Origin of the sequence: Actinomycetospora sp. NBRC 106375, from assembly GCF_030269665.1 — a bacterium.
In the GTDB taxonomy this organism is placed as follows: domain Bacteria; phylum Actinomycetota; class Actinomycetes; order Mycobacteriales; family Pseudonocardiaceae; genus Actinomycetospora.
Map to the genome: position 1 here is coordinate 32877 of NZ_BSTS01000028.1, position 19978 is coordinate 52854.

General features: G+C 73.5%; 28 protein-coding genes. 15 read left to right on the forward strand and 13 right to left on the reverse strand.

The features are described from left to right. From QSK03_RS29980 to QSK03_RS29990, 3 genes are read right to left on the reverse strand one after another with little or no spacing between them, the layout of a single operon-like run. A complete protein-coding gene (locus QSK03_RS29980; protein ID WP_285659258.1) occupies positions 1-1245 on the reverse strand; it encodes a cytochrome P450 in 1245 nt (414 codons plus the stop codon). Next, positions 1242-2369, reverse strand: coding sequence for a thiolase family protein (locus QSK03_RS29985; RefSeq protein WP_285659259.1), 1128 nt, complete (start codon positions 2367-2369; stop codon positions 1242-1244). The genes QSK03_RS29980 and QSK03_RS29985 overlap by 4 nt, the downstream gene beginning before the upstream one ends. Further along, positions 2366-2737 carry a Zn-ribbon domain-containing OB-fold protein gene (locus QSK03_RS29990; protein WP_285659260.1) on the reverse strand — a complete coding sequence of 124 codons (372 nt, stop codon included), beginning with the start codon at positions 2735-2737 and terminating at the stop codon, positions 2366-2368. The genes QSK03_RS29985 and QSK03_RS29990 overlap by 4 nt, the downstream gene beginning before the upstream one ends. 236 nt (positions 2738-2973) lie before the next feature. On the opposite strand from QSK03_RS29990, the gene QSK03_RS29995 reads away from it, so the two are divergent. The 6 genes from QSK03_RS29995 (at position 2974) to QSK03_RS30020 (ending at position 7611) form a co-directional block, all read left to right on the forward strand. Continuing rightward, the gene (locus QSK03_RS29995; protein ID WP_285659261.1) at positions 2974-4083 is read left to right on the forward strand and encodes an LLM class flavin-dependent oxidoreductase; all 1110 of its coding nucleotides are present in this window, start codon (positions 2974-2976) and stop codon (positions 4081-4083) included. After that, positions 4083-4856, forward strand: coding sequence for an SDR family NAD(P)-dependent oxidoreductase (locus tag QSK03_RS30000; RefSeq protein ID WP_285659262.1), 774 nt, complete (start codon positions 4083-4085; stop codon positions 4854-4856). Before QSK03_RS29995 ends, QSK03_RS30000 begins: the two co-directional genes overlap by 1 nt. A 97-nt stretch (positions 4857-4953) precedes the next feature. Beyond that, a complete protein-coding gene (locus QSK03_RS30005; protein ID WP_285659263.1) occupies positions 4954-5766 on the forward strand; it encodes an SDR family NAD(P)-dependent oxidoreductase in 813 nt (270 codons plus the stop codon). Continuing rightward, positions 5763-7154, forward strand: coding sequence for a phenylacetate--CoA ligase family protein (locus QSK03_RS30010; RefSeq protein WP_285659264.1), 1392 nt, complete (start codon positions 5763-5765; stop codon positions 7152-7154). Before QSK03_RS30005 ends, QSK03_RS30010 begins: the two co-directional genes overlap by 4 nt. A 20-nt stretch (positions 7155-7174) precedes the next feature. Next, entirely contained in the window at positions 7175-7483 is a 309-nt protein-coding gene (locus tag QSK03_RS30015) for a hypothetical protein (RefSeq protein WP_285659265.1), read from the forward strand. Then, entirely contained in the window at positions 7480-7611 is a 132-nt protein-coding gene (locus QSK03_RS30020) for a hypothetical protein (RefSeq protein WP_285659266.1), read from the forward strand. The genes QSK03_RS30015 and QSK03_RS30020 overlap by 4 nt, the downstream gene beginning before the upstream one ends. Here the strand turns inward: QSK03_RS30020 and QSK03_RS30025 are convergent, their stop codons facing one another. Continuing rightward, positions 7612-8037 carry a DUF3237 domain-containing protein gene (locus tag QSK03_RS30025; RefSeq protein ID WP_285659267.1) on the reverse strand — a complete coding sequence of 142 codons (426 nt, stop codon included), beginning with the start codon at positions 8035-8037 and terminating at the stop codon, positions 7612-7614. Between the two features lie 64 nt (positions 8038-8101). Here QSK03_RS30025 and QSK03_RS30030 point away from each other — a divergent pair, with 64 nt between their 5' ends. Genes QSK03_RS30030 through QSK03_RS30040 form a run of 3 tightly spaced genes read left to right on the forward strand, consistent with a single transcriptional unit; the run spans position 8102 to position 10196 of the window. Then, positions 8102-8668 (forward strand): VOC family protein, encoded by a 567-nt coding sequence (locus QSK03_RS30030; RefSeq protein ID WP_285659268.1) that lies wholly within the window; start codon positions 8102-8104, stop codon positions 8666-8668. Beyond that, entirely contained in the window at positions 8665-9057 is a 393-nt protein-coding gene (locus QSK03_RS30035; RefSeq protein ID WP_285659269.1) for a nuclear transport factor 2 family protein, read from the forward strand. The genes QSK03_RS30030 and QSK03_RS30035 overlap by 4 nt, the downstream gene beginning before the upstream one ends. 11 nt (positions 9058-9068) lie before the next feature. Continuing rightward, positions 9069-10196 (forward strand): alpha/beta hydrolase, encoded by a 1128-nt coding sequence (locus tag QSK03_RS30040; protein ID WP_285659270.1) that lies wholly within the window; start codon positions 9069-9071, stop codon positions 10194-10196. Between the two features lie 21 nt (positions 10197-10217). Here the strand turns inward: QSK03_RS30040 and QSK03_RS30045 are convergent, their stop codons facing one another. From QSK03_RS30045 to QSK03_RS30075, 7 genes are all read right to left on the reverse strand, one after another. Further along, the gene (locus tag QSK03_RS30045) at positions 10218-11084 is read right to left on the reverse strand and encodes an esterase/lipase family protein (protein WP_285659271.1); all 867 of its coding nucleotides are present in this window, start codon (positions 11082-11084) and stop codon (positions 10218-10220) included. Between the two features lie 84 nt (positions 11085-11168). Beyond that, the gene (locus QSK03_RS30050; RefSeq protein ID WP_285659272.1) at positions 11169-11414 is read right to left on the reverse strand and encodes a hypothetical protein; all 246 of its coding nucleotides are present in this window, start codon (positions 11412-11414) and stop codon (positions 11169-11171) included. A gap of 5 nt (positions 11415-11419) precedes the next feature. Beyond that, positions 11420-11722, reverse strand: coding sequence for a hypothetical protein (locus QSK03_RS30055; protein ID WP_285659273.1), 303 nt, complete (start codon positions 11720-11722; stop codon positions 11420-11422). A 74-nt stretch (positions 11723-11796) separates the two neighbouring features. Continuing rightward, entirely contained in the window at positions 11797-13704 is a 1908-nt protein-coding gene (locus tag QSK03_RS30060) for a helix-turn-helix transcriptional regulator (RefSeq protein ID WP_285659274.1), read from the reverse strand. A 168-nt stretch (positions 13705-13872) separates the two neighbouring features. After that, complete coding sequence (locus QSK03_RS30065; protein ID WP_502872237.1) at positions 13873-14265, reverse strand: STAS domain-containing protein; 393 nt, start codon at positions 14263-14265, stop codon at positions 13873-13875. Positions 14266-14358: 93 nt separating this feature from the next. After that, the gene (locus tag QSK03_RS30070) at positions 14359-14592 is read right to left on the reverse strand and encodes a hypothetical protein (protein ID WP_285659276.1); all 234 of its coding nucleotides are present in this window, start codon (positions 14590-14592) and stop codon (positions 14359-14361) included. A gap of 142 nt (positions 14593-14734) precedes the next feature. Then, complete coding sequence (locus QSK03_RS30075) at positions 14735-15193, reverse strand: hypothetical protein (protein WP_285659277.1); 459 nt, start codon at positions 15191-15193, stop codon at positions 14735-14737. Positions 15194-15254: 61 nt separating this feature from the next. On the opposite strand from QSK03_RS30075, the gene QSK03_RS33305 reads away from it, so the two are divergent. Next, complete coding sequence (locus QSK03_RS33305) at positions 15255-15332, forward strand: putative leader peptide (RefSeq protein ID WP_352232075.1); 78 nt, start codon at positions 15255-15257, stop codon at positions 15330-15332. 238 nt (positions 15333-15570) lie between these two features. Continuing rightward, positions 15571-16626 (forward strand): acyl-CoA dehydrogenase family protein, encoded by a 1056-nt coding sequence (locus QSK03_RS30080; protein ID WP_285659278.1) that lies wholly within the window; start codon positions 15571-15573, stop codon positions 16624-16626. A gap of 3 nt (positions 16627-16629) precedes the next feature. On the opposite strand, the gene QSK03_RS30085 is transcribed toward QSK03_RS30080, so the two are convergent. Further along, complete coding sequence (locus QSK03_RS30085; RefSeq protein WP_285659279.1) at positions 16630-17085, reverse strand: pyridoxamine 5'-phosphate oxidase family protein; 456 nt, start codon at positions 17083-17085, stop codon at positions 16630-16632. Positions 17086-17209: 124 nt separating this feature from the next. Between QSK03_RS30085 and QSK03_RS30090 the strand changes: the two genes are divergently transcribed. From QSK03_RS30090 to QSK03_RS30100, 3 genes are all read left to right on the forward strand, one after another. Beyond that, positions 17210-18049 (forward strand): endonuclease/exonuclease/phosphatase family protein, encoded by an 840-nt coding sequence (locus tag QSK03_RS30090; RefSeq protein WP_285659280.1) that lies wholly within the window; start codon positions 17210-17212, stop codon positions 18047-18049. A gap of 22 nt (positions 18050-18071) precedes the next feature. After that, positions 18072-18794 (forward strand): CDP-alcohol phosphatidyltransferase family protein, encoded by a 723-nt coding sequence (locus QSK03_RS30095; RefSeq protein ID WP_285659281.1) that lies wholly within the window; start codon positions 18072-18074, stop codon positions 18792-18794. Between the two features lie 176 nt (positions 18795-18970). Then, the gene (locus tag QSK03_RS30100) at positions 18971-19174 is read left to right on the forward strand and encodes a cold-shock protein (protein WP_285659282.1); all 204 of its coding nucleotides are present in this window, start codon (positions 18971-18973) and stop codon (positions 19172-19174) included. Positions 19175-19208: 34 nt separating this feature from the next. On the opposite strand, the gene QSK03_RS30105 is transcribed toward QSK03_RS30100, so the two are convergent. After that, a complete protein-coding gene (locus QSK03_RS30105) occupies positions 19209-19604 on the reverse strand; it encodes an MmcQ/YjbR family DNA-binding protein (protein ID WP_285659283.1) in 396 nt (131 codons plus the stop codon). A gap of 51 nt (positions 19605-19655) precedes the next feature. Between QSK03_RS30105 and QSK03_RS30110 the strand changes: the two genes are divergently transcribed. After that, the gene (locus QSK03_RS30110; protein WP_285659284.1) at positions 19656-19856 is read left to right on the forward strand and encodes a hypothetical protein; all 201 of its coding nucleotides are present in this window, start codon (positions 19656-19658) and stop codon (positions 19854-19856) included. Positions 19857-19978 lie beyond the last annotated feature (122 nt).

A 19978-nucleotide genomic window follows, 5' to 3' on the forward strand; every position in this document is an offset into this window, starting at 1 on the left:
TCAGGGGGCCGTGAACCGTGCCGGGAAGCGTTGCATGCCGCGCGAGAGCAGCACGGGATGCCACGACAGCGGCTCGTCGGTGAGCCGGAGCTCGGGCAGCCGGGCGAGGGCGCGCGGGATCGCGATCGACGCCTCGAGCCGGGCGAGCGGCGCGCCCAGGCAGAAGTGCATCCCGAGCCCGAAGCCGAGCTGACCGGACCTCTCCCGCGTGACGTCGAAGGTGTCCGGGGCGTCGAACACCTCCGGGTCGCGGTTCGCCGACGACGGGCAGAGGAACACCCGCTCGCCGCGGCGCAGCCGGCGCCCGCGCAGCTCCACGTCGTCGCCCATCACGCGCGCGACCGTCTTCGCCGGGCCGTCGAAGCGCAGGGCCTCCTCGACGGCCCCGGCCACGAGATCGGGGCGCGCGTCGAGGAGCCGGCGCTGCGCGGGGTGCGCCAGCAGCGCGAGGAGCCCGCTGCCGATGAGGTTCGTCGTCGTCTCGTGACCGGCGAACAGCAGCAGGACCCCGGTCGCGATGACCTCGTCGTGGCTCAGCGCGTCGCGGTCGTCGCGGGCGCTGATCATGGCCGAGATCAGGTCGTCGGCCGGGTCGCGCTCGTGGGCGCGGACGAGGTCGGCCAGGTAGGCGGTCAGGTCGGCCATCCCCTCGGCGCCGACGGCGTGCCGCGTGGCGTCGCCCATCCCGCCGAAGACCAGCCCGGTGATCTGGTCCGACCAGTCCTTGAACTGCTCGCGGTCCTCGCGCGGTACGCCGAGCATGTCGGCGATCACCGAGGCGGTCAGGGGGTAGGCGTAGTCGCCGATGAGGTCGACGTCGCCGGTGCCGCGCCCGACGATCCCGTCCAGCAGTTCCGCGGCGATGTCCTCGACCGTCGCGGTCATCCGCGTGACCGCGCGCGGGGTGAACGCCCGGCTGAGCAGGCGACGCAGGCGCTTGTGGTCGGGCTGGTCCTTGAACACCATCCAGCCCTCGAGGACCCCGAACGCGGCGCGCACGCCCGGATCGGCGTCGGGGCCGTCGAGCTTGGCGCGGCGGTAGGGCGTGATGCGGTCGGAGGAGAAGCGCTCGTCGCGCAGGGCGGCGGCGACGTCGTCGTACCGCGTGACGAACCACGAGCGGTACTTCGCGCTCCAGTGCACGGGGTCGTGCTCGCGCAGGGCGGCGAGCAGCGGGTAGGGGTCGGCCACCGCCTCGTCGCCGAGCAGGTCCGCGTTGCCGAGGTCGGTCTGCTGGGTGGTCACCGCGCCTCCAGCACCGTCACGACGCACGCGTTGCCGTCGAGCACCGACACCCCGCCGCCCATGGTCTCCACCAGCCCGAGGCGCGCCCCCTCGACCTGCCGGGCCCCGCACTGCCCGCGCAGCTGCCAGGTGATCTCCGCGAGCTGCGCGAGCCCGGTGGCCCCCAGCGGGTGGCCGCGGGAGAGCAGCCCACCCGACGGGTTGACCGGGTGCGCGCCGCCCAGTGCGGTGACGCCGCCGGCCGCGGCCTTGCCGCCGTCGCCCGGCGGCACGAGGCCGAGGGCCTCGGTGGTGACGATCTCGCCGATCGTGAAGGCGTCGTGGACCTCGACGACGTCGACGTCGGTCACGGCGTCGAGGCCGGCGTCGGCCAGCGCGTCGCGGGTGGTGTCGGCGACGATGTCGTGACCCCAGACGTGGGGGGAGCGGTGGTTCCAGGGCGCGCCGCTGCGCAGGGCGGCGCCGCGGACGACGACCTCGCCGGCCGCACCGTCCGCCGCCGTGAGCACCGCGGCCGCGGCCCCGTCGGAGGTCGGGCAGCACTGCAGGAGCGTGAGCGGGTCGGCGATCATCCGCGAGGCCAGCACCTCGTCGACGGTGTAGCGCCCGGAGTACTGCGCGCGCGGGTTGTGCACGGCGTGCGCGTGGTTCTTCACCGACACCGCGGCGAGCTGCTCGGGGGTCGCCGCGCCCGTGTGCAGGTAGCGGGCGGCGCTCATCGCGTACATCGCGGGCATGGCGAGCCCGGCGCGTCCCTCGGGGTCGGTGGTCTCGGGCGTGATGGCGCCGGCGAACGCCGTGCTCATCTGCTCCAGGCCGAGCGCCAGGACCCGCCCGTAGCGCCCGGTGCGGACGGCTTCGTGCGCCTCGACGAACGCGGTCGTCCCGCTGGCGCACGCGTTCTCCACGGTCAGGACCGGGATACCGGTGATGCCCATGGCCCGCAGCACGCGCTGGGCGACCCCGGCCGGCGCGAACACCGTGCCGACCCAGACCGCGTCGACGGCGTCCACCCCGGCGTCGGCGAACGCCTCGCTCACCGCGTCCCACGCCAGCCCCACCAGGTCGCGATCGGGCTGGCGCCCGAAGTGCGAGGTGCCGACACCGGCCACCGCGACGGTCATCGAGCCACCTCCACCTGCAGGTCGCCGTCGTCCGAGGCGCCGATCAGCCATGCCGCGCCGCCGATCGGGGCGGGCTCGTCGCCCGCGACGTGCGCGAGCACCCGCGGCCCGTCGTCGAGGTCGACGTAGGCCAGCGCGTACGGCGGGGTGTGGCCGGGGACGGCGATCCGGACGACGGTGCTGCTCCAGACGGTGCCGCGCGGACCGAAGTGCGCGACCTCCACCTCGGCGCCGCACGCCGGGCACCGCGGCCAGGCGTAGGCCACGGGCTCGGCGCAGGCACGACAGCGCCGCCCCGCGACGACCCAGTCGCCGTCGGCCGTGCGGTGGATCTCCGGGCGCGGATCGGCGCCCGTAGGAGAGGACATGAACACTCCTGGTCTCGACTGGCGGCCATGTAAGCAAACGGATGGTCGGTTAACAACCATCGGCGCAGGAGGTTTGGTCGGGCGCAACGCGGTCTGGCTCCCCTAGTCGTTACCGCTCTTGACACTGCTGGTGAGCCGGACCACAGTGAGCGCAACGCCGATGGCAAACCGAAGTTTGCCAACGCCGAGCCCCTCGCCCACCGTGCGCGCTCGAGTCGAGCAGGAGGAACCGATCGATGAAGTTCGGCTTTTTCACGATGCCGGAGCACCCGCCGCAGGAGAACTGGACGCTGTCCTACGACCGCGACATCGCTGCGGTGGTCGAGGCGGAGCGACTCGGGTTCGACGAGTTCTGGATCGGTGAGCACCACACCGGCGGCTTCGAGAACGTCCCGGTGCCCGAGTTCATGATCGCCAAGGCGTCGGCGCTGACGCACCGGATCCGGCTCGGCACGGGCGTGGTGAACCTGCCCTACCAGGACCCGTTCATGGTCGCCGAGCGCCTCGCCTTCCTCGACCACCTCACCCACGGCCGGCTCGAGTACGGCTTCGGCGGGGGCGGGCTGCCCACCGACAAGGCGCTGTTCGGGCTGGAGCCCTCCGAGGCCTCGCCACGCACCAACGAGGCACTGGAGATCATCTGGCAGCTGCTGACCTCCGAGGACCCGGTCAGCTACGAGGGCGTGTACTGGAAGTACGAGGACCGCCAGCTGCAGGTCGGCCCGTACCAGGACGTCCCGCCGTTCGCGATCGCCGGCCTGACCGGCACCCACAACTACGCGAAGTGCGGCGAGAAGGGCTGGAAGCCGCTGTCGGTGCACTTCGCGCCGACCGACAACGGCACGTACATGGACGCCCCGGACCTCAAGGCGATGGGCGCCGCGATGCTGGAGGCGGGCAACCGTGCCGGCATCGCCGAGTCCGTCACCCGCGAGAACTGGCGGATCGTGCGCGAGGTCTACGTCACCGACGACAAGGACCAGGCGCTGCGCGACATCCGCGAGGGCGTCAAGCGCTCCTACGACTACCTGTTCGGTCTCGGCCTCGGTGCCCTGATGAAGATCGGCGACGGGATGACCGACGCCGACCTCACGCTCGACTGGATGGTCGAGAACATCCCCTGGATCGTCGGCAGCCCGGAGGACTGCACCCGCCAGCTCAAGGAGCTGGAGGAGGAGACCGGCGGCTTCGGCACGCTGTTGATCAACTGTCGCGACTGGGTCACGACGGACAAGTGGAACCGCTCCCTGGAGATGTTCGCCCGCTACGTGATGCCGCAGTTCCAGGCGAACCAGCGCATGGCCCGCCGCCAGAAGATGGCCAACGTCGCGCTCGGCATCGCCTGATGGCGCCTGGGATCACCCGCCTCGAAGGGCGGGTCGCGGTCATCACCGGCGGGGTGCAGGGGATCGGCCGCGCGGTCGCGCTGCGCTGTGCCGCCGAGGGCGCCACCGTGATCATCGGTGACCTGCAGGACGACGACTCCACCGCCAAGCAGATCGTCGCCGACGGCGGGCAGGCCACCCACATCGTCATGGACACCCGCCAGCGGGACGACTGGAAACGTCTCATGGACGAGGCGATCGGCGGTCACGGTCGGCTCGACATGCTCGGCAACATCGCCGGGGTCACCAACACCTTCGGCCCCGACAACGTCGTCGACCTCGACGACATCGGCTGGGACCACGTCGTGGGCACCGACCTGCGCGGCGTCTGGCTGGGCATGCAGGCCGCCATCCCGCGCATGCTCGAGCACGGTGGCGGGAGCATCGTCAACATCGGCTCGATGGCCGCGCTCAAGGGCCTGGAGAACCTCGCGGCCTACTCGGCGGCCAAGGGCGGGGTCGTGAGCCTGACCCAGCAGGCGGCGATGGAGTACGGCCCGCGGGGCGTGCGCATCAACTGCATCTGCCCGGGCACCATCGACACCCCGATCCTCGCCGGCATCACCGAGGGCATGCGCAAGAACTTCGAGGCCGCGCACATCATCCCGCGCCTCGGCACGCCCGAGGACATCGCCGCGGCGGCGGCCTTCCTGTTCTCCGACGACGCCGCGTTCTGCACCGGGGAGATCCTCCCGGTCGACGGCGGCTGGAACACCAAGGGCAGCGCCGGCTGACCACGCCGGTGCAGCGCGGGACCGGTGCCTCCTCCCCCCGGGGCACCGGTCCCGCGCGACCTCCTGCCCGTCCTCCCGACCGAGCGAAGGAGTCAGTGTGGACCTGTCCGGACAGACCGCCCTGGTCACGGGCGCCGGCAGCGGCATCGGCAAGGGCATCGCCCGGGCGCTGCTCGACGGCGGCGCGAACGTGGTCGGGCTCGAGATCGAACCGGCCAACATCAAGGCGGCGGGCGAGGAGCTCGCCGGCGGCGACCGCCTCGCCTGGTCGGAGGGCTCCGTGTCCGTCGCCGCCGACGTGGAGGCCGCGTTCGACCTCGCCGAGAGCCGGTTCGGCACGGTCGACCACCTGGTCAACAACGCCGGCACCGCGTCGCTGGCCCTGATCGTCGACACCGCCGAGGACGACTGGGACCTCATCGTCGACACCTGTCTCAAGGGCACCTTCCTGTGCACCCGGGCGTTCGGCCGGCGGGCCCTCGCCGCGGGACAGGGCGGCACGGTCGTCAACATCTCGTCGCTCAACGCCATCGCCGCGACCGACGGCCTCGGGCACTACTGCGCGGCCAAGGCCGGCGTCATGAACTTCACGAAGGTCGCCGCCGGCGAGCTCGGGCGTCACGGCATCCGGGTCAACGCCATCGGTCCCGGCACCGTCAACACGCCGCTGGGGGCCGGCTTCACCGTCGGGCAGATCGGCCAGGAGTTCCTCGACCGCACCCTGGTCGGCCCGCCGCGGCACCAGGAGCCGGAGGACATCGCCGACATCGCGCTGTTCCTGATGTCCCCGCAGGCCGGTCGGATCACCGGCCACTTCATCCCGGTCGACGGCGGCCAGCACGTCCGGGGACTGCACTCCTACTGGGACGTCGCCGAGGAGCAGGGCCTCGTCGCGCGGCCGGGACAGTGACCACCGAGGCGCGGCCGCAGGCGGGCGGCGAGGCCCTCGACGACCGGGGGTTCCCCCGCTTCTGGGACGCCGAGCGCGAGACCCGCGATCCGGTCGAGCGCGACCGGATCGTGCTCGAGCGCATGCAGCACCAGCTGCACTACGCGTACAGCGAGCTCCCGTTCTACCGGCGCCACTACGACGCCCACGGGTTCCACCCCGACCAGGTGCGCTCGGTGGAGGACTTCACCACCAAGGTCCCGGTGATCACCAAGAAGATGCTGATCGCCGACCAGCGCGAGCACCCGCCGTTCGGCAGCTACACGCCGCCGTTCGCCCCGGGGCAGATCGCCCGCATCCACGGCTCGTCGGGCACCTCCGGGACGCCGACGATGTACGCGGTCTCGAAGGGTGACTGGCAGCGCGCGGCCGACGTGCACGCCATGGCGCAGTGGTGCGCCGGCATCCGGCCCGACGACCTCGTGCAGGTCGGCTTCCCGTTCGGGCTCTTCTTCGGCGGGTGGGGCGTCGTCCAGGGTGCCGAGCGCATCGGCGCCACGGTCTTCCCGCTCGGCGTCACCGACTCCGAACGGCATCTCGAGCTGATCACGACCCTGGGCTCGACGGTCTTCAGCGCCACGCCCTCCTACTGCATCCACCTGCTCTCGGTCGCCGAGCGCCTCGGCCTCGACCTCGCCGCGAGCAGCGTCCGCCGGATCCTGGTGGGCGGGGAGCCCGGGGGCAGCCTCCCGGGCACCCGCAAGATCATCGAGGAGGGCTGGGGCGCGATCGCGAGCGACGCGGGCTCCACCTCGGAGATGTACCCGTTCCAGACCAGCGTCGGCTGCGAGGCCGGGACCGGCACCCACCTCATCACCGACGAGGTGTTCACCGAGGTCGTCGCGGCCGACGACCCGGGCGCCCCGATCCCCGTCGGCGACCGCGGCGCCGTCGTCTACACGCACCTCTGGCGCGCGTCGCAGCCCATGATCCGGTTCGCTCCCGGCGACGAGACGTACCTCGCGACCGACCCCTGCCCGTGCGGACGCACCTACCCGCGCCTGCCGGAGGGGATCCTCGGCCGCCTCGACGACATGCTCGTGATCCGCGGCGCGAACGTGTTCCCCAGCGCCGTCGAGACCGGCCTGCGCACCGTCCCGGAGCTCGGACCCGAGTTCCGCATCCGGGTGGGCAAGATCGGCGCCCTCGACGAGATGACGGTCGAGGCCGAGCTGACGCCACGCGCGTCGGGCGAGCTGCGGGACCGGGAGGAGCTGGTCCGCCGCATCGAGGACGCCCTGCGCCGCAGCCTCCAGATCCGGGTGCCGGTGTCCCTGCTCGAGCCCGGGACCCTGCCGGAGACCACGTTCAAGGCCCGCCGGGTCGTGGACGAACGACCGCGGGCCTGACCCGCAGAGAGGCCCGATCCGTGATCGTCTCGCTGTCCGCCACCTCGGCCGACGTGGTCGAGGCCGACGACTGCACCCGGCTCCACGTCGCGACCTCCCTGTCCTCCGGCACCGCGGACGCCGCGCTGCGGGCATCGGGGATCGGGCGTCTCGACCCCGGCGGGGAGGCCCTCCTCGACCTGGAGACCCTGCGGACCCGTGCCCGTGCCGACGCCCGGGAGCCCGGCTGGGACGAGAAGTGGTCGAAGATGATCGACTACGCGCGGGGCAAGGGCTGGGTCACCGACGCCGCCGTCCGGGCCCACGTCGAGTACGGGGCGTCCGCGTGACCGCGACGATGACGCCGGGCCCGGAGAGGATCCGGGTCCCCCTGGCCGGGGACGACCTGCGCCAGGTCTACGGCCACGGCCCGCTGGTGTTCCACCGCAGCGCGCTCCACCCGTGGACGGGCGCCTGATCAGGAGGGCGGGACGACCTCGCTGAGGTCGTAGACGAGGTCGAAGCCGACGCGATGGCCGAGGCCGACGGCCTGCACCGTGTTCAGCCAGGCGTAGCGCGGATCGGCGGTCTCGAAGGTCGGGGCGACGACGAGGTCGACCGGGACGCCGTCGGCGAGCCGGGCGCGCCCGCCGTAGCGCATGAAGATCACGGCGTCGTCGTCGGTGCGGAAAGCCATGCGGGCGTCGACGTGGCAGGTGCCGTCGGGGGCGACGGTCATCCAGTCGTGCCCGGCGTGGCCCTGCTGGCGCGCGCGGACGCGGTCGCCGTCCCAGACGCACTCGCCGACCTCGCCGAGGACACGGCGCCCGGCGGGCAGGCCGTCCTCGACGAGCCGCTCGCGCACGGTGATGGTCAGGGTCCCCAGGGGGCGGCTCTCGAGCACGGTGGTTCTCCCATCACGCAGAGAAGGGTTCCGACTCCCGGAATGTGTCCCTAGTCTCGGTGGGATGGGTAGTGCCAACAGCGAGTTCGACTTCCAGGGCATCCACCACCTCGCGCTCGTGTGCTCCGACATGGCGCGCACCGTCGAGTTCTACAGCGGCGTGCTGGGCATGCCGCTGGTCAAGACGATCGAGCTGCCGGGCGGACGGGGCCAGCACTTCTTCTTCGACTGCGGTGGCGGGGACTGCCTGGCGTTCTTCTGGTTCCCGCACGCGCCCGACGCGGTGCCGGGGATCTCCGCGCCGGCGGGGCGTCCGGGCGAGGTCGACCTGGCCAACGCCGTGGGCGCGATGAACCACGTGTCGTTCACGGTGCCGGAGGCCAAGTTCCTCGAGTACTACGAGAAGCTGCAGGCCAAGGGCGTCGACTGCACGCCGATCCTCGACCACGACGACAGCCCGCGCGGGGTCGCCGAGTCGTTCCACGAGGGCGTGTTCGTCCGGTCGTTCTACTTCACCGACCCCGACGGCGCGCTGCTCGAGTTCGCCTGCTGGACGCGGACGTTCGGCCCCGGCGACGTCGCGCACGTGCCGCGCACGGCCGCCGAGCGCGTCGTGCCGGCGTCTCTGTGAGCACTCCGGCCGAGAACGTCGTCGCCCGCTTCTTCGCCGCGCTGGAGGCCGGCGACTTCGCGACGGTGGAGGCGCTCTACCACCCGGACGCCGTCATGTGGCTCAACGACGGCACCGAGCGCGGCGTGGCCGGCACGCTCGCCGTGCTGCAGGGCCTCCACGCGGTCGTCGACGGCTTCCGCTACGAGGTCGCCCGCCGGCACGTGGTCGACGGCGGCGTCGTTCAGCAGCACGCGCTGTGCGGGCGCCTGCCCGACGGCACCGAGGTCCGCATGCCCGCGGCGATGTACCTGGAGATCGCCGACGGGCGGGTGCGCCGCATCGAGGAGTACCTGGACTCCGCCCACGCCGCGCCCATCCGGGCGGCGCGGGGCGCGCTCGCGTCGTGACCGGTGGCGCCGTGACCAGCACCGTCCCGGCCGGTGTCGAGCGGGACTTCGTCTCCGCCGTCTCGCCGCTGGCCCCGCGGGCGGGCGCCGGTGGTCATCCCTGTCAGGGGCTCTACCACCACCCCGCGGGATTCCGTCCGCGCGTGGCGGTCGTCGCCGCGCACTACGACGTGGACTTCGCCGAGCACTACCTCGCGCCCTACCTGGCGGCCCGCGGCTACGGGTTCCTGGGGTGGAACACCCGCTTCCGCGGCAACGGCATGCACTTCCTGCTCGACCACGCGGTCGCCGAGATCGGGGTCGGCGTCCGCTGGCTGCGCGAGGAGGCCGGGGTCGAGCAGGTCGTGCTGCTGGGCAACTCCGGCGGCGGCTCGCTGATGGCGGCCTACCAGGCCCAGGCCGTGGCCGGGACGGTCACGTCGTCCTCGCTCGCCGCGGCGGACGCGATCGGCGACCTGCCGCCGGGGGACCTGTTCGTCTCCCTGGCCGCGCACACCGGACGTCCCGAGGTCCTCACCGCGTGGATGGACGCCTCGGTCATCGACGAGACCGATCCGGCCGCCTGCGACCCGTCGCTCGATCCCTACGACCCCGCCCACGGCCCGCCGTTCGACGAGGAGTTCCAGGCGCGCTACCGGCAGGCCCAGCGCGCCCGCAACCACCGTGTCACGGCGTGGGTCAAGGCCGAGCTGGGCCGGCTGAGGTCCACGCGCGCCGACGACCGCCTCTTCACCCTGTACCGCACCTGGGCCGATCTCCGCATGATCGACCCGTCGATCGAGCCCTCGGAGCGGCGGCCCACGTGGTGCTACCGGGGTGACCCGCAGGCCGCGAACTACGGCGTCCACGGGATCGCGATGGTCTCGACGCTGCGGTCGTGGCTGTCGATGTGGAGTCTCGAGACCTCCGAGTGCCAGGCGGCGCGGCACCTCCCGCACGTCACGGTGCCGTCGCTGGTGATCCAGGCCCGGGGCGACACCGGCGTCTTCCCCGGCGACGCCCGCGCGATGCTCGAGGGCCTCGGCGCCGACGACCGGCGGGTCGTCTCCCTGACCGGCGACCACTACTTCCTGAGTCCCGGCGGCGCCCGCGACGAGGTCGCCGACGTGATCGCGGAGTGGCTCGGCGCCCGCCGCTGACGGGCCTCACCCGGTCGCGCCTCACTCCGTCCCGACGAGCACCGGCCAGCCGACGCCCTCGGCCTGGAGGGTCTCGCAGTCGGCGGTGGTCGGCCGGGGGAGCGGGCGGGTCCCGAGGCCCCGCAGGACGAGGCCGATCACCAGCCGGGAACCGGGCAGCGACGAGTGCTGCGTGCTCGCCGAGGGGCAGATCGACTGCACCCGGATCGCGGTGATGCCGGGCAGTACCGCGGAGTCGGGGGGATCGACGACCTCGTCGGCGTCGGTCCACACCGACAGCCAGGGGATCGACGGGCGCGGGCCGGCGGCGAGCTCGGTGAGCAGGGCGCTGCCGGGTACGAGCTGGTGGCACGCCTCCCGGCAGGACTCGGGCGTCAGCGCCGTGGCCGCGGCGGCGATCGCCGTCCCGCGCAGCGGCGACCCGAGGGTGACGAGCCGGCGCACGGCCGGCGCCGTCCGCCCCGTCCGCAGGTACTGCCACGCCGCCACCCCACCCGCGGAGTAGCCGACGAGATCGACCGTCGACGCCCCGTGGCGCAGCAGCGCGCGGACGGCGTCGTCGATCGCGGCGGCCTGACCGCGCAGGTCTCCGGTGCCGTCCGCCGGCATCGTCATGACGCGGCTCGGGCGCCCGACGACCCGCAGCCGGGCGGCCAACCCCTCGAGCACGCCGCGGGGGCTCCCGTGGCCGGGGATCAGCAGGACGGTGCCTTTGTCGGACGGGTCCGCGGTGGGCGGCACGCCCCACTCGCGGGCCACGGCGTGGGCGACGACGCCGGTGGTGGCGAGCAGGACGGCGGTGAGCACGACGAGGAACAGCCGGCGGCGGGGGGAGCGGTCGGAGAACGGCGCCCAGCGGGGCCACCCGGTGCTCGACGGTCGGCGCATGCGGACTCCCGCGCCGCGCGGTCCTCCGGCGAGCCCACCTGCGGCCGGTCCGAGTATTCGCCGATCCGGGGGCCGGGACGAGCCCTATCGCGGACTGGGCCAGAGCACCGGACCCGGCGCGGGCCGCCCGAAGTGCGAGACGGAGTCGTGGGTCGCCCCCGTCAGCACGTGCGTCGCGAGGTGCGGGATCAGCGTGTCGACGTCGGTGGTGAACTGGCGGCCGAACGTCGCGTAGGCCGAGAGCTCGCGGTGGATCAGCTCGCCGACGGGTCCCGGATAGCGTCGCAGGGCCAGGTCGGCGGCGGCGCGGAACCGGTCCTGCTCCGACACCGCCGTCACACCTCGGTCTTGAGCACGCAGATCGCGAGGTGGGCGTCCTCGACGACGTCGCGTGCGCCCCCGCCCAGCCCCGTCTCCGCCGCCGCGGCCACGCGGGCACTGTCCGCGGCCTGCTCGAGCTCGATCACGGCGTCCCGCGAGGCACCGTCCGATGCCGCTGTGGCCTTGGCGGCCTTCGCGTCGAATTCCCGGACCACGGCGACCAGCACCGGCGACGCACCGGAGTCCTCGGTCACGGCCGTGAGGGCGGCGGCGGTCTTCTGCTTGACCTCGTCGAGGCGGCTCAGGACATCGATCATGGTGGCGGCTCCGGCATCGGGCGTTCGGGACACCTCGACGCTAGGAACGAGGCGGCCACCCCCGCATCGGGCGATCACCCCATCCCGAGCAGCCCGTGCTCGGCGGCGTACCGGGCGGCCTGCGCGCGGGTGTGCACGTCGAGCTTCGTGAAGATGTTCTCGACGTGACGACCCGCGGTCTTCTCGCTGATGACGAGCCGCGCACCGATGGCGCGGTTGGAGAGCCCGTCGGCGATCAGCCCGAGCACCTGCCGCTCGCGGCCGGAGAGGAGGGACCCGGTCGCCGAGTCCGTCTCGGTGTCGACCAGACCGGCCAGCCAGCCGTCCACACTGCCGGGCCCGAAGTCCAGCCAGACCGGCTGGTGGGCCGCTCCGTCGACCTCGACCGCGGCACCGGCCGGGGCGAACCCGAGCGGGAGGAAGATCGGGCCGAGCTGCGCCAGGTCGACGACGACCGAGTACAGGCGACGCAGGCGTGGGCGCCACTGCATGTAGGTGCGCTTGACGTCGAGCCAGCACGCCGAGACGGGCGCGGAGCGCAGCTCGCCCGTCTCCCGGCCGAGCCAGCGCCGCATCAGCAGGACCCGCTCGCCGGCCCCGGGCGGGTCCGCGGCCAGGTGCTCGAGCCAGCGCCGGGAGACGGGGTCGGCCTCGAGCAGCGCGGGGTCGAGGGAGCCGATCTCGGCGATCTGGACGAACGCGGCGACGGCGCCGTCGGGGCCGCGGGCGACCGCGAACGTCTCGGGGTGTGCCGCCCACCACCGGCCCAGGACGTCGGCGAGAGGCGCCGGCTCGTGTCGCGCGGCGATCTCGGCGATCGCCGCGCCGTCGTCGGGGCGTGCCGGCTCCACCACGTGGGTCGTTCGGGCGCTGGGGAAACAGGCGTCGCGGACGACCGGGTTGTCGATCAGGAACATGAGGTCCGCGGTCCGCTGCCAGAGGTCGTCGCCCGGACCCGGCGACCGATCGGCGAGGAACCGGGCGGCGCGGCGTCGGTGGTGGCGGCGCAGCTCGGGGTCGCGGAGCGCGAGCTCGTGGCCGACGGTGTCCCGCACGACGTCGTGGAGCACGAGCCCGTCGGGCGCACTCTCCACGAAGGGCAACGTGCGCAGGCTCTCGTAGGCGGTGCGCGCGCGGTCGCCCAGCATCGCCGCGAGGAGCGGCTCGGTGATCCGTCGCGTCGTCGCCGCGGCCTCCAGAGCGGTCGTCGCGTCGAGCGAGAGCGTCTCGACGAACGTGGTGAGCAGACCCTCCGGGACGGGACCGCCCGCCGTGGCCGGCGATGCCGCGGCGTCCGACCCGTGGCGTGTCGCCTCCGCCGCGAGCTCGAGCGCCAGGGGATGACCGCGGGCGTAGTCGTTCACCCGGCGTACGTCCGTCTCGTCGAGCCCGCGCGACCGCAGCAGCTCGTGGGCCTCGCCGACCGACAGCGGACCGAGTCGCCGTTCCGCCACGCCGCCCGCCCAGCCCGGCGTGGTGTGCCAGCCGAGCGCCGGCCGGTCGCGACCGACGAGGACAGTGATCACCGAGTCCGGCAGGGCCGGCAGGAGGGTGTTCCGCAACCAGGCGTCCGCGAGCCCGAGGACCTCGTAGGTGTCGATCGCGACCACGTGACGGCGCGCGACGGCGAGGGCGGCGGCGATGCGGGCGATGGCGCCGGGCTGGGTCGGGGAGTCGGCGGGGGAAGGGTCGACCAGGCCGAGTGCCCGCGCGAGCGCTCCGCAGACGCCGTAGGGGGTCGGCTCGAGGTCGCGGCCGTCGAGGAGGGTGACGGCGATGTCGTCGGGGAGGTCCGCCAGCGCGGCGCGCAGGAGCCGGGTCTTGCCGATCCCGCCCGGACCGTGGACGAGGGCGACCAGGGGGGCCTCGCCGTCGTCGGGGCGACCCGCGAGGACGTCCCCGAGCGCGGCCAGCTCGGTGCCGCGTCCGACGAAGCTCTGGGTCGCCTTCTCGGCGATCCGATTCCCGATCGTGCGCGTCATCGCGTCACCCCCACGCCGGTCCGACCTGGACGTATCGTGCCGCATCGTCACAGTTCGTCGACCGTTCGCCGCCCGATCCGCGCAGTCGGTGTGCACTTTCGGCGCAGTGCGTCGGATCGTGACCGCGGCGAGCACACGGAGGCCCGGGGCCGAGGGGCGTCGGCGGGGCTAGCGAGTGCCCTCCGATCGACTGCTCTCGGTCCGGACGGCGGAGTCGTCGTGCAGGACGTCCTCACACCGGACGAGGCTCGCGACCCGGCACACCTGCCGTGACGGACGCACGACGCGGACGGTCGCGCTGTGCCGGACGGCGAGCTGACGCAGCTCGATGAGCGCGGTGATCCCCTTCGCCGAGCAGAAGCTCACCCCGGCGAGATCCAGGACGAGGACGCGCCGACCGCCGGCCAGCTCCTCGCCGGCCGCCTCGAGCAGCGACGACGCGACCGCGAGGTCGACATCGCCCACGACCTCGAGCACGACGGAGTCCGGCGAACGCCAGGGGGAGCGGACGGGGCACTCGTCGGCGGGATCGCGGGGACGCGGCACCCGACCGTCAGACATCGTCGCGCCCTCGGGCGCCGGCAGGCGGGTCGTGCGGGCGGCAGCACCTGACGGGGGCGTCCGGCTCGCCTGCGGAGAGCGGCATCAGGGCTCCTACGTCGGCTCGAGGTGCACGACGCACGTGGGCTCGATCAACGGGCTCGTCGAGGCGCCGCAGCGGTAGGCCGCGTTGGCGAGCACCGAGCACGCGCATCCCGCGGCCCGGGCCGCGGGGCTCCCCGGCAGCAACGGTGCCGCGGCGGGAGCGGGTGTCGACGTGCCGGACGCCGGCGCCGGCGGGCGTCCGGGCGGTGCTTCGGGCTCCGTCGAGGGTTCCGTCGAGCTCATCGCCCACCGAGTGTTCGGCATCTCCGCGCGGCGCGGGGGGCTCGTGCGGGAACTAATTGTCGGATCCCGGGCGTCCTCGGCTCCGCGCGATCGGCACGGCGACCGCCTCGCGCCGTGATCGCGCCCCTCGGCCTCGCGCTGGTTACTGGCTGGTATCTCTCGCCTGGCGATCGATACCAGCCAGTAACTGCGTCGGAACGGCAAGGGGCGGAGGACCGTCGCCGCACCAGGCCCACGCCAGCGTCGCCCGGACCCCATCGCACCAGCCGGGTCGGGCGGCCAGGTCCGGGGTGAACGCGTCCGGACGCTGCGCGGCCGCCCACTCGGCCTCGATGAGGTCGGGGCGGGCGGGCCAGCCGCGCAGCGTCACCGGCGACCGTGCCTGGCCGCCGCACAGCGCCGTGCGCATCGGCAGGGCGGCCATCCATCGGCACGTGTGGACGACGGCGTCGACATAGCCGTCGACATAGCCGTCGACGTCGCCGGGGTCGGCCGCCTCGGCCCGGCCCACCGCCTCCCGCCAGACGGCCACGAACGCCTCGCGCGGCACGCCGAGGTTCCGCGGCGGAATGCGCGCGGCGTCGGCGTCCGTCGGCTTCACGGGTCCAGCGTGACATCGCCGGCGGGGTCCGCCGAGGGCTCGCCGGGTTAGGGTCCTCCCCGTGTCCGCTCCGACGCTGCTGACGACGCGGGGTCACATCGACCTCGCCCGCGTGGCGTCCGCGCTCTGTCGCGGCTGAGTCGATCGATCCGTCTCCCTGCCGATCCCTCAGCCGTGCTCCCGGGTCGCGCCGGCTGTCGCCGCGCGCCCGGCCGCGAAAGGACACACCCACGACCGCGACGGTCAGCACGTCGACCACCAGCGACGACCAGCTCGACGAGATCTTCAGCCCCGTCTTCGCGCGGATCGCCGAGGGCGCCGTCCAGCGCGAGCAGGACCGTGCGCTCGCCCGTGACGAGGTCGCGGCCCTCAACGAGGTGCGGTTCGGGGCCCTGCGCGTCCCGACCGGGCTCGGGGGCTACGGCGTCTCGGTGCGCCAGCTGTTCCGCCAGCTCGTCCTCCTCGCCGCGGCGGAGTCGAACCTGCCGCAGGCGCTGCGCGTGCACTGGTGGTTCGTCGAGGAGCAGCTGCTCGCCGCGCCCGGGCCGGAGCGGGAGCGCTGGCTGCGCGCGGCGGCCGACGGCGGGCTCGTGGGCAACGCGATCTCGGAGCCGGGCGTCGGCGCGATCGACCGGTACAGCACCACGCTGACGTCGCACGGGGACGGCCTGCGCCTCGACGGCACGAAGTACTACAGCACCGGCAGCCTCTACTCCGACCACATCGTCGTGGCCGCCGACCGGGATGGCGAGCGGGTCGCGGTGCTCGTCGACGCGGACGCCGACGGCGTGACCCAGCACGACGACTGGGACGGTTTCGGCCAGCGCACCACGGCCAGCGGCACCACGGAGTTCACCGATGTCGCCGTCACCGGCGACCGGGTGCTCGGCCCCGGGTACGGGACGCCGGGCCGGACCTACGGGACCGCCTACCTGCAGCTGGTGCAGCTCTCGGTGCTCGCCGGGATCGCGCGGCGCGCCACCGACGACGTCGCCGGCTGGGTCCGCGACCGCACCCGCACCTTCACCCACGCCGCCGCCGACCTCCCGCGCCACGACCCGCTCGTGCAGCAGGTGATCGGCCGGCTGTCGGCCACGGCGTACGCGGCGCGCACGCTGGTCCTCGAAGTCGCCGACCAGCTCGACCACCTCCTCGCCACCGACAGCGCGGACGCCGAGCTGCTCGACCGCGTCGAGCTCGACGTGGCGCGGGCGCAGGCCGTGGTGATCCCGTCGGTGCTCGACGCGACGACGCAGCTTTTCGAGGTCGGCGGCGCGTCGATCACCTCGGAGAAGCTGCGGCTGGACCGCCACTGGCGCAACGCCCGCACGGTCTCGGTGCACAACCCGCTGATCTACAAGCTGCAGACCGTCGGCGACCACGTGCTCAACGGCTCCGAGCTGCCCTACGCCTGGAGCGCCGGGCGACGCTGACGCTCACTCGCGCTCGACCCGGCGCAGCCCCTCCGCGGGCGTCCACCACTCGACGACCAGCAGGGTCGCCTCCGGATTCAGGTGGGTGTGCACCACCTCGCTGATGTCGGCGCGGAAGAGATCGCCGTCGGGGCCGTCCGTGATCGCCCCGGCGGCGACCGCCCGCCCGGCGATCTTCGCCTCACCGGGCCACTGCGCCTCGTGCCCCTCGACGGGATCGACCGTGGCGCTGTGCAGCGCGAACCGGGGGTCCCGACGCAGGTCCGCGCCCTTGCGGGCCTTCGGCATCGAGCCGAAGGTCAGCTCGCCGTCGTCGAAGACGGTCTCGATCCCGGAGATGCGCGGCCCGCCGTCGGCGCGCAGCGTCGCGATCGTCTTGTGCTTGTGCGCCTCGAACAGGGCCCGCACACGCTCCGCGAAGTCCGGCGCCGCTTCCTCGACGTCCCGCCACGTGGTCACGCACGGATCGTCGCACCGGATACCGACAACTCCGGGGAGCCCGGGGAGTGCGCCGCAGACGGGCGGGGTACGCCGCGGCCTGCCACGCTGTCGACGGGTCGCTGTCGACGAGGAGGACTCAGGCATGTCCACCGGCGATCCCGTCGGCCTCCGCGTGATGACTTTCAACATCCGGGGCTTCACGACACCGGTGGACGGTCGGCACCGGTGGTCGCTGCGGGCCGACCACAACGTGGCGACCATCCGCGAGCAGGAGCCGGACCTGGTCGGCGTCCAGGAGCTCCAGGCCGAGAGCTTCGCGACGTACCGCGAGCAGCTGGGGGAGTACGAGGTCGTGCTCGGGCCGGCGGCAGGGCGGGGCCGGCGGCACGAGTACAACGCGATCCTGTTCGACCCCGGCCGCCTGGAGGTCGTCGACGCCGGCGGGTTCTGGCTCAGCGAGACCCCGGAGACGCGGTCGGCGTCGTGGGGCACGCAGAACGTCCGCGCCGCGAACTGGCTGACGTTCGCGGTCCGCGGCACCGGCGCGAGGTTCCGGCACGTCAACGTCCACCTCGACCACTGGAGCGGCCTCGCCCGCGACCGGAGCGCGGAGCTCCTGGTGCGCCGGCTCGGCGACGAGGGACTCCCCACGGTGGTGACCGGCGACTTCAACTGCCCGCCCGGTCCGGGGCCCCACCGGACGTTCCTGGCGCGCGGCTTCGAGGACACCTACGCCGAGCAGGGTCCCGACGACGGCACCTTCCACGGGTTCGGCGGGGTCACCTTCGCGGCGGCGCGCGGGTTCCACCGCTGGCGGCACGGGCCGCGCCCCCTGCGCCTCGACTGGATCCTCGTCGGGGACGGTGACGGCGGCGGACGGTGGCGCGTCGAGCACGCCGCGATCGTGCGCGACCGCGACCCGGCCACCGGCGCGCCGCCGAGCGACCACGACCCGGTACTGGCGGAGCTCTCGCTCACCTAGTCTCCGTCCGGACGAGCAGGGGGTGGGCGTGGACCTCGAGGAGTACCTCGACCGCTGGTCGCGCGCGCACGGCGACTACGACGTGCGCTCCTCCCCACTGACGCGGCTCTGGCTGCGCATCGCCCACCGTCTCGCGTCGCCCCTTGCCGTGCGCGGTGTCCAGCCGACGCGGGTGACCGCGGTCGGCCTCGTCGGCGCCCTCGCGGTGGGTGGCGTCGCCGCACTCGGGGGACGGTGGCCCCTGCTCGCCGCGGTCCTCGTCGTGGTCGTCGCGCTCCTCGACGGCGTCGACGGGGCCGTCGCGGAGATGACCGACGCCGCGACGGCCTGGGGGCGGGTGCTCGACCAGCTCGTCGACCGCGTCGGCGACCTCGCGATGATCGGCGGACTCTGGGCCCTGGGTGCCCCCGGCCCCGTGTGCGCGGCGGCCGCGGTGCTGACGATCCTCGACGAGGCGATCCGGTCCAGCGCGAGCGCGGCGGGTGTCGCGGAGGTGGGCCTGGTGACCTTCGCCGAGCGGCCGACGCGCCTGGTGCTGGGCGGCGTCTCGTTCGCGGCGGCGGGGGTCGTGCCGACGGCGGCGGTACCGGTGGCGACGGTCGGCGCCTCGATCTGGCTGGTCCTGGCCGCGTTCGCGACCCTGCAGCTCGTGATCAACGTGCGGCGCCGGCTGCTCGGCGTGCCCCGGCACGGGTCGCCGACGGCCACGCACGAGCAGGACGGCGAGCCGCGCGGGGACCGGTAGCGGCGGACCACCGTGATAGCGTCCACACGGTTGCCGTCACTTTTCCTCGCTGTGTTCGCGTCGTGGATCAGTCGATTTCGACTCCACCCGCAGCAGGGATTTCCTCGCCGTGTCCGTGGAGTCGGGCAGCTTCGACGGGCGGGTATCGACCCGTCGCCCGACACGAAAGAGGATGTATGTCCGACGGCACGGTCAAGTGGTTCAACTCCGAGAAGGGCTTCGGCTTCATCGCCCCCGAGGACGGCGGCAAGGACGTCTTCGTCCACTACTCGGCGATCGAGGGCAACGGCTTCAAGTCCCTCGACGAGGGCCAGCGCGTCTCCTTCGAGGTGAGCGAGGGCCCGAAGGGCCTGCAGGCGGACTCGGTCCGCGCGCTCTGAGCACTGTGGTCCCGCGGCCGTCACGGCCGCGGGATCACGGTCCCTTCCCCGCGAGCCCGTCGAGCCGCGCCACGAGGGTCCGCGGAGCCACCTGGCGGTAGGCGTCGGTGAGCACCTCGCGGACCTCCTCCCAGTCCGGTCCCTCGGGGCGGAGATCCAGGCGGAGGGCGACCCAGTCGCGGCCGCCGAAGGGCGGCGGGAAGTACTGCTCGGGGTCGGCGGCGACCAGCTCCCGCCGGGCGCCGGATGGTGCCGCGGCCCAGAGCGCGACGTGCGGCTCGTCGAGGTGGTGGTCCTCCGGGTCGACGAACTTCGCGAACGAGCGGCGGCGCACGAACCACGTGGGCGCGCCGTGGGTCGGGCCCTCGGTCACCTCGGGCAGGGCTGTGCAGACGCTCCGGACACCGTCGAGCAGAGCAGTGCGATCCACCGGAAGCCCTCCGTGGCCGTATCACCCGGCCGGGTGTCTCGTTACCTTTTCGTGACCGACTCACAGCGCACGGTGCCCTTCGCGACACCCCGGCGCACGAACGGTCCCAGCGTGCCGCGTCTGGTGCTGAGCGCGCTGGGTGTCTTCGCCCTTGCGCTGCTGCTCGTCACCGGGGCGGAGCTGTTTGTCGGCCATCCACTCACCGGTGGACATCCCGGCGAGACGTCGATGAGCGCACTGTTCGTGCCCTAGTACTACAGCCTGAGTTGTAGTCGTCCGGCTCGGGTGCGGTAGTGGCATGCGCGGGCTCGGGCTTGGTGGCGTCGTCGCCAGAGTGACCAGGTCAAGATGCTGGTCAGGCAGCGGGTCGGGGT